Annotated in this window: 7 protein-coding genes; 1 reads left to right on the top strand and 6 read right to left on the bottom strand. The window is 33.3% G+C overall.

The window, feature by feature from the left end:
- Positions 1–178: 178 nt before the first annotated feature.
- The 6 genes from purT to HU235_RS11885 all read right to left on the bottom strand — a co-directional run bounded on the left by purT (position 179) and on the right by HU235_RS11885 (position 6,622).
- A complete protein-coding gene (purT, locus tag HU235_RS11910; protein WP_174880352.1) occupies positions 179–1,339 on the bottom strand; it encodes a phosphoribosylglycinamide formyltransferase 2 in 1,161 nt (386 codons plus the stop codon).
- 142 nt (positions 1,340–1,481) lie between these two features.
- Complete coding sequence (locus HU235_RS11905) at positions 1,482–2,882, bottom strand: LysM peptidoglycan-binding domain-containing protein (protein ID WP_174880351.1); 1,401 nt, start codon at positions 2,880–2,882, stop codon at positions 1,482–1,484.
- A gap of 265 nt (positions 2,883–3,147) precedes the next feature.
- Positions 3,148–3,582 carry a YueI family protein gene (locus HU235_RS11900; RefSeq protein WP_174880350.1) on the bottom strand — a complete coding sequence of 145 codons (435 nt, stop codon included), beginning with the start codon at positions 3,580–3,582 and terminating at the stop codon, positions 3,148–3,150.
- A gap of 302 nt (positions 3,583–3,884) precedes the next feature.
- On the bottom strand, positions 3,885–5,030 hold the full coding sequence (locus HU235_RS11895; RefSeq protein WP_174880349.1) for a M20 family metallopeptidase: 1,146 nt from the start codon (positions 5,028–5,030) through the stop codon (positions 3,885–3,887).
- A 162-nt stretch (positions 5,031–5,192) separates the two neighbouring features.
- Complete coding sequence (locus tag HU235_RS11890; RefSeq protein WP_233452207.1) at positions 5,193–5,777, bottom strand: branched-chain amino acid aminotransferase; 585 nt, start codon at positions 5,775–5,777, stop codon at positions 5,193–5,195.
- Between the two features lie 89 nt (positions 5,778–5,866).
- Positions 5,867–6,622, bottom strand: coding sequence for an exodeoxyribonuclease III (locus HU235_RS11885; protein ID WP_174880353.1), 756 nt, complete (start codon positions 6,620–6,622; stop codon positions 5,867–5,869).
- 240 nt (positions 6,623–6,862) lie between these two features.
- On the opposite strand from HU235_RS11885, the gene HU235_RS11880 reads away from it, so the two are divergent.
- Positions 6,863–7,552 carry an MgtC/SapB family protein gene (locus HU235_RS11880; RefSeq protein WP_095300945.1) on the top strand — a complete coding sequence of 230 codons (690 nt, stop codon included), beginning with the start codon at positions 6,863–6,865 and terminating at the stop codon, positions 7,550–7,552.
- Positions 7,553–7,739 lie beyond the last annotated feature (187 nt).

Raw genomic sequence — 7,739 nt, 5'->3', positions numbered from 1 at the left:
AACCTAGTCTTTTAACACTGACTAAGCTGTTTAACTTTGCTTGTTAAACTGTTAAAAGATATTCAAAGACAAGGCTACTAAAATTCCTAGTGAATGAAATATAGCTTCATTTCTAATATTTCGTGTTTTTTCTATCTTGTATGTCTAAACATGCGGTTGCCTGGGAAATTCTTTATGTTTATTTTTCAGTTATTTGTAAGTAATCAAGTGCCTGTTTTGCACGAATTCTAGCAGTTTTAACGTCTTTTGATGTTGATAAGGTCACGGCAATTCTACGCCCAACCTTTGTTAATGGTTTTCCGAAGATTCGAATTTGTGTATTTTCATTTGACAATGCATCTTGAATTCCTGTTATCGCATAGTCCTTTAACTCTTTTTCAGCCTTTAATGGTCTGCTAGCACCAGGTGAAATTAAGTTTATTTCAGGAATTGGGAAGCCTAAAATTGCACGTACATGTAAAGCGAACTCTGATAGATTTTGGGTTACTAATGTAACTAATCCTGTATCATGTGGTCGTGGTGAGACCTCACTGAAGTAAACTTTATCTCCTGAAATAAATAATTCAACACCGAATATACCATATCCACCAAGTTCATCTGTTATAGCCTTTGCAATTTGTTTTGCTTTCTCAAGTTGATTGTTCGTTAAGTGATGTGGCTGCCATGATTCAATATAATCTCCATCTTTTTGAATATGTCCAATTGGTTCACAAAACATTGTGCCGTTAACAGCTCTAACCGTTAATAATGTGATTTCATAATCAAAGTGGATAAATTCTTCAATAATCACTCGTCCGTTTTGAACTCTCCCACCCTCCATTGCAATCTTCCAGCATTCTTTTACGTCATTCTCAGTTCGGCAAACACTTTGTCCCTTCCCAGAAGAGCTCATTAATGGCTTTACAACACATGGAAAACCAATTTCTTTTACTGCATCGTTAAATTCCTCAAAAGTATTTGCGAAACGATAGTTTGCTGTAGGAAGCTGTAGCGTTTCTGATGCAAGTCTACGAATCCCTTCTCTATCCATCGTTAATTGGGCAGCCTTAGCAGTAGGAATGACATTGTAACCTTCTCCTTCAAGTTTAACTAGCTCAGAAGTGGCAATCGCTTCAATTTCAGGAACAATTAGGTCAGGATTCTCAATTTCTACTATTCTTCTTATTTCAGTTGAATCTAACATATCGATACAGTAGCTCCGATCTGCTACTTGCATAGCCGGAGCCAGTTCATATCGGTCAATTGCAATTGTTTCAGCACCTAATCGTTGTGCTTCAATGATAATTTCTTTTCCTAACTCTCCAGAACCTAATAGCATAATTTTCTTTGAAATATACATAACATCAGTCCTCCCCGTTCATTATAGTAATTATAACCGAACATTAATTGGACTTAAAGTTATTTTTATTCGCTTTTTAATGAGTTTTGTATGTTTGGTGGATGTTTAATAAGTGAATTATTATGATTCGATTTCACTAATTTTAAATTGATTTTGACCAACAAATTGATGTTATTTGCTCTCCCTCTAATAAACGGATTGGTACCGAATGCTTTGTATCAACGATCCATATCTCACTTGCATATTTATTTCCTTTGTAGCCCGATAGGAAACTAATTAGCCTTCCGTTAGGAGAAAATGTCATCGGTGGTGATTCACTGTCTGTAACCGCTAAAATTCGGTCATCGTTTTCAGTTACTTCCTTTAATCGAATATGCGAATACCATTCATCTTCATTCATTTCCTCTGTTGATGAATAAGCTAACTGGAGTGTGTTTTTTGATTGAATTGGTAGCTGATTACTCCAATTGTTATTATTTTTTATTTTAAATGTATCAAGTGTTGTTAAATGTGTTACAAAAAGGAAAAATGGACTTTTAGTAGTTAAATAAACAGCATATTGTCGATTTTGTGTAATTCGGATTTTCTCAATTTTGCCATTCCGATTGTTTGTGATTTGAGCCTTGTTTGTTCCATCAATATTTATTTTGTATAGCTGCCCATTGCCGGATGAGTCAATATCGTGGTATACCATTACATTGTCATTAAGAAATAAACAAATTTCTGCATGATTGCCTATTTTTATTTTTTTCCTCTTTGCTGTTTCAATATGATAAATGATCATATCCTCATCTTTTTTATAGGCCATATTTTTATTATTAGGTGACCATTGTATCGATGTTCCTATCTTAATCTGATCAATGTTTAGAATCAACGATTGATGTAAATTAGCCAAATATACTTTGCCCTGTTTGCCAACAAAAGCAATCATTGTATTATCAGCTGACCAAAATGGTGTCGTGTTTTCGTCTGTTAATTGATTCGTTAGTTTTGATACATTTCCCGATTTTAGATCGAAGACAAAAAGGTCATAATGTCCATTACTCAGTGAATTAAAAGCAATCATCCCAGTTGTTAGTGGGAGAGTATATGGGATTTTTAGCTTACTTCCAGGTATAAGCCTTTTTGAATGGAGATGGTTTAACAATCTGATAGGTTCAGGATTAATCTTACCGTCAATGAGGATATTAAATCTTCTTGCAATGTGATACAAATCATCACCAGGTCTGACAGTGTAATAGGGAACTCCTTGTGGGATGGAAAGGAATTGTTTATCTTTAAGTACATAAGGTGGAGTTAGAGCGTTTTTCTCAATAATTTCCGTTATAGGAATACCGTAATATTGTGAAAGCTGTTCGATTGTATCAGCTTCTGAAACGCGAATAATATTAACACCTGGTGGGATGGAAAGTTGCTCGCCACAGGATATTGTATAAGGTGGACGTAAATTATTAGCAGCAATAATTGCTTGAACAGGTAATTTCCAACGTGCTGCAATTTGATAAAGAGTATCTCCGTTTCGTACAGTATAAAACATTTGCATGGTTACCCCTCCAAAACAAGACAGTGATGATTTTCCCTCCATTCTTTCCAGTTTTTATCGTTGGTAGACGTGATTGTTTAGCTGCAGTTTTTTTATAGTTAATTATTTTATGGTTTTTATTAGAAAATGTGTTGAAAAGGTATGATTTTAACAGATAAAATAAAAAAGGCTCGACTTTGGTGAACCTTTTAAATCAATTTATTCTAATTTTTAGTTGAAACTAATTTAGCTGAACTTAATTAATGAGGTTAGTTGGCGAATAATTTTAAAATAGTTTTTTAAAGAAATTTTTTATTGAATGATCCTTTGACTTTTTTTCTTGGATTACGGTTGCTTCTTTTTTTATTGTAATGTCTTCTTTATTTATTGCATAATCGTACGCTAGGACTAATCCTAATTCAGAGTCATATTCTTTATTTGTAGATAAGGTGAATTTTAAATTGTATTTGTTAGCTAATTTTATATATTCAGACAAATAATCATAATTCATATTTCCATTAAGGATTAAGGTTGCTTTTTTATTTTTTCGGATAAAATCTTCAACTTCGGAGTAGATTCCGTTTTCGCGTACTTGATTTTTTGTTAGAACACAGACAACTCTTTCCCTAATCGTGCCTAAATAACGTCTACGTTCATCAGGATTTGTTTCTTGAGGTCCATACATTCCATGATTAAGATAGTCATCAATATTTTTGCTCATATGTAAACCCCCAATAAATTGTATAAATATATTATAACTCTTCTTTAATGATAGGCTCAGTTAATCTTTGTTGTTGATTTCTACTGCAGGTATCGCTTTACGGTGGTCAGGGTCCTTAAGTTTTCTTAAATTTAAGTTTCTCCTTTGTAGAATCGTTTCGACGTTTAATAGGATTTAACAAAAGAGGAAAATCATGCCCTCTAACCAAAGAGATTAACTCATACAGATAAAAAACTACCGTGTAAGGAGGATTATCGACCACATATATATGGTTAATATAATCCTATCCTTACTCGATAGCTTTATACGGTTTCCTTGTTAGAAAGACGTTCAATGATTGCCGCTAATAGAAGTGTTCTTTCGACAAGACTTGGTATTTCTAAATATTCTTTATCACTATGGGCATTTCCTCCGATAGGTCCTAATCCATCGATCGTTGCAATTCCTAAAGTAGATGTAAACGAGGCATCAGAACCGCCACCAGTTTCAGTATCCTCGATTTCGATACCGATCTCATCACCAACATCTTGAATAATTCGCAGTAAAGCACGAGTTTTTTTATTTTTTTCCATTGGTGGTCGATTTATTTCACCCTCTATTGAAACCTTTGTTCCTTTTACATCAGTTGTTGAACAAATTTCTTCTAATTTTTCTTTAACGATTTCAATTTGATCTATTTCTTTAATCCGAACATCTATATGTGCTTCAGCGTGATCTGAAACAGTATTAACACTTGACCCACCTTCAATCATCCCAACATTGACACTGATTCCATTTTTATGGTCAGATAATTCATGTAATTGGATAATTTTATGAGCCAACTCTTCGATCGCACTTCGACCTTTTTCAGGTTCAATACCAGAATGTGCTGCTTTGCCCTCGACAATTAGTGTATAGTTTCCTTTTCCTCGTCTAGCAGTAACTAAAGAACCATCTTTCCTAGCTGGTTCCATTACAAGTGCATATTTTATACCTTTTGCTTCTTGTTCAATTACTCCTCGTGAGCTTGGTGAGCCTATTTCTTCATCGCTATTGATAACAATTTTAATTTGTTTATATCCTTTATATCCATTATGAATCAATGCTTTTACAGCATAAAGTAATGAGCTATGACTTGCCTTCATATCAATTACTCCAGGGCCAAATGCACGAGTCCCTTCAATTTTAAATGGACGTTCAGATGCTGTCCCTTCTGGAAAAACAGTATCCATATGAGCGAGAATAAGGATTTTAGGATTTGTTGCATCCTTATGCTGGATGATTAAATGGTTGCCATATTCCTTTTCTTTTACTTCTTTAACAGTAAATCCGAGCTCAAGGTAACTTTTTTTCAAGCAGGCTCCTACTGTATCAACACCCTGTTTATAATGTGAACCACTATCAATATTAACGAGTTTTTCGATATAGGCTAGCATCTCTCCCTGAAGCTGTTGCAAAAATCTTTCCATGAAGCCTTTCCTACTTTCTCTCTATCTTTTTCCCCTTTGCTAAAAGGTTCCTGCAAGTTTGCATTACTTAGCTTGTTATCATGTTTAAATCTAAGTGAAAACGTTGCTATAAAGTGATAATTTATCAAAAATGTAAGGAATCATAATTAAATGGGAAAATATTTACTTTTCGGATTCGATTGCTTCTGCTAAGCGAAATAAAAATTGATAAGTAAATACGTATGCTTCTCCAATTGAACCATTTTCATTAAATGCTTTTAAAGCATTTAATGAAATGTTTATATCCCAAACACCATCCTTTTGATTAAAAAGTAGCTCATAGGAATGCTCAATGTTATTTATTTGTTCATCAAGGAATAGTCTAATGAGATTCTCGACTTTTTTTGGTTGTTTTAATCCAAGTAATACATCATATGTTTTAAAGACATCATCTACCTCTATGGAAATGGCATCAACACGGATTAAATCAAACCATTTAGATTCTAGATAAATAAATTCATTCATATGTTCCTTTAAATAAATTAATGGTTGAGCCAAAAAGCTCTCTGATTCAACGCCTATTACTTCTTCTGTTTCTTTGTCCCCTCGCTCAATATAAGCATCAGTAAAACGTGAAAAAGAATGTTTCTCATACTGACTAATCGTATCGGCTTGAATGTCATGTTTTTTTAAGTAGTCTATTTCTTCCGGATATAAAGATAATTTTGGTGACGCTTGTATAAGCTTGATTAATTCATCCTTAAGCAATTTGAGTAAACCTCCATATATTTTATTCATTTTATCTATAATATTTACTTGATTATTCGTTTGGTAAACATATCAATACCATTGTCAGCTTATATATCGATATTTAGTAAAACTGGGCAATGATCGCTACCCATTACTGTTGAATGTACCTCGGAGTCAATAATATTTTGCGCTAGTTTTTTTGAAACAATGAAATAATCAATTCTCCATCCGATATTTCGTTCTCTCACTTTGCTCATATAAGACCACCATGTATAAATATCTTCTTTATCTGGGTAGAGGTAACGGAAGCTATCAACAAATCCTGCATCAAGAAGCTTTGTCATTTTTTGACGCTCTTCAACGGTAAATCCTGAGTTTCCTTGGTTTGAACGAGGGTTTTTCAAGTCAATTTCCTCGTGTGCGACATTTAAATCACCACAAAGGATAACGGGCTTCTTACTATCTAATTCTACAAGATACTCGCGAATTTTGTCCTCCCACTCTAAACGTTCTCCTAATCTAGCTAAATCTCTTTTAGAATTAGGGGTATAAACTGTTGCTAAATAAAAATTGTTATATTCTAATGTAATAATTCTTCCCTCTTCTTCCGTTTCTAAATCTCCAACTCCATATGAAACAGAAAGTGGTTTATGTTTTGTGAAAATTGCTGTTCCTGAATATCCTTTACGCAATGCATAGTTCCAATATTGATAATATCCTTTGAGCTCTAAATCTATTTGTCCTTCCTGTAGCTTGGACTCTTGAATGCAAAAGAAATCTGCATCAACCTCATGAAAATAATCTAAAAATCCTTTGCGTACACAAGCTCTTATGCCATTTACATTCCATGATACTAATTTCATCGTCATTACTCTTCTCCCTGTAAACAATTCTCTCTAACGTTTTCAAGCAACTTATTATGCGAAAACAGTTTTCTTTTTTAAGTCATAATAGATTAACCAATACATACTAGAATAACATAAAATACAAAAAAAGAAGGGATAATCAAGTTTCCTAGTAAAAAGATCTCTTAATCGATGATAATTATTTAAATGACTGGTAAAATAAAATAGATAAATTACTTTGTATGGGAGTTTTACAGCATGCTATTACAACCGAATTCATTTATCTTTAATTTAGGTATGGCAACAATCTTATCAATTATTATTGGAATTGAACGTCAATTAAAGAAAAAGCCATTAGGATTAAAAACATGTTTAGTTATTGGGATTGTCAGCTGTTTGCTCACGACTGTTTCAATTGAAGCATCAGATAAATATGCTGAAATGTACATTAGACCGATGGATCCATTGCGTTTAGCAGCACAAATTGTTTCAGGAATTGGTTTTTTAGGTGCAGGTGTTATTTTAAGACGGAATAATGATATGATTTCAGGGTTAACAACTGCAGCAATGGTATGGGGTGCAGGAGGTATTGGGATTGCATGTGGTGCTGGCTTTTGGTTTGAAGCAACGATTGCCACACTCCTGATTATCTTCAGTGTCGAATTCATCCCATTTATTTTCAAATACATTGGACCAAAAAGATTACGTGAGAGGGAATTAAAGGTTAAGGTTACAGTTGATGCAGAGGATAAACTGACAAATATTTTAAAGGAATTAAAAAAATATAAAATGAAAGCTGGAAAAGTACGAGTAAAAGATATTAAAAATGGTGAATTTCAACAATTAGAGCTTGTCCTAATTGTTAATGAAAAGGTCTATATTACAGATGTATATTATGCCTTAAAGCAAATTGACCATGTCATCAATGTTGAAATGGAATCATTATAAAGCTGAAAAATCAGTGGGGAACATCCTCGCTGCTTTTTTTCTTTCCCTAATGAAAACTGCTTTTTTTAAAAATCAAAGAAGATTAATACAGACACGATAAAGAACCGTCATTGTTAATGAACCTAATGTTTTCAATTTAACTTCCAACATGATATAATGAATGAACATTCACTCATAACGATATAAT

It is taken from the genome of Metabacillus niabensis (assembly GCF_902829255.1).
In the GTDB taxonomy this organism is placed as follows: Bacteria; Bacillota; Bacilli; order Bacillales; family Bacillaceae; genus Metabacillus; species Metabacillus niabensis.
Note: the sequence above shows the minus strand (reverse complement) of the source record. Positions and strands in the feature narration are given on the sequence as shown.

Bases quoted from the DNA above. Each gene is read 5' to 3' on its own strand.
- HU235_RS11880 (WP_095300945.1), top strand. From the start codon at position 6,863: ATGCTATTACAACCGAATTCATTTATCTTTAATTTAGGTATGGCAACA.
- HU235_RS11905 (WP_174880351.1), bottom strand. From the start codon at position 2,882: ATGCAAATGTTTTATACTGTACGAAACGGAGATACTCTTTATCAAATT.
- HU235_RS11885 (WP_174880353.1), bottom strand. From the start codon at position 6,622: ATGAAATTAGTATCATGGAATGTAAATGGCATAAGAGCTTGTGTACGC.
- purT (WP_174880352.1), bottom strand. From the start codon at position 1,339: ATGTATATTTCAAAGAAAATTATGCTATTAGGTTCTGGAGAGTTAGGA.
- HU235_RS11900 (WP_174880350.1), bottom strand. From the start codon at position 3,582: ATGAGCAAAAATATTGATGACTATCTTAATCATGGAATGTATGGACCT.
- HU235_RS11895 (WP_174880349.1), bottom strand. From the start codon at position 5,030: ATGGAAAGATTTTTGCAACAGCTTCAGGGAGAGATGCTAGCCTATATC.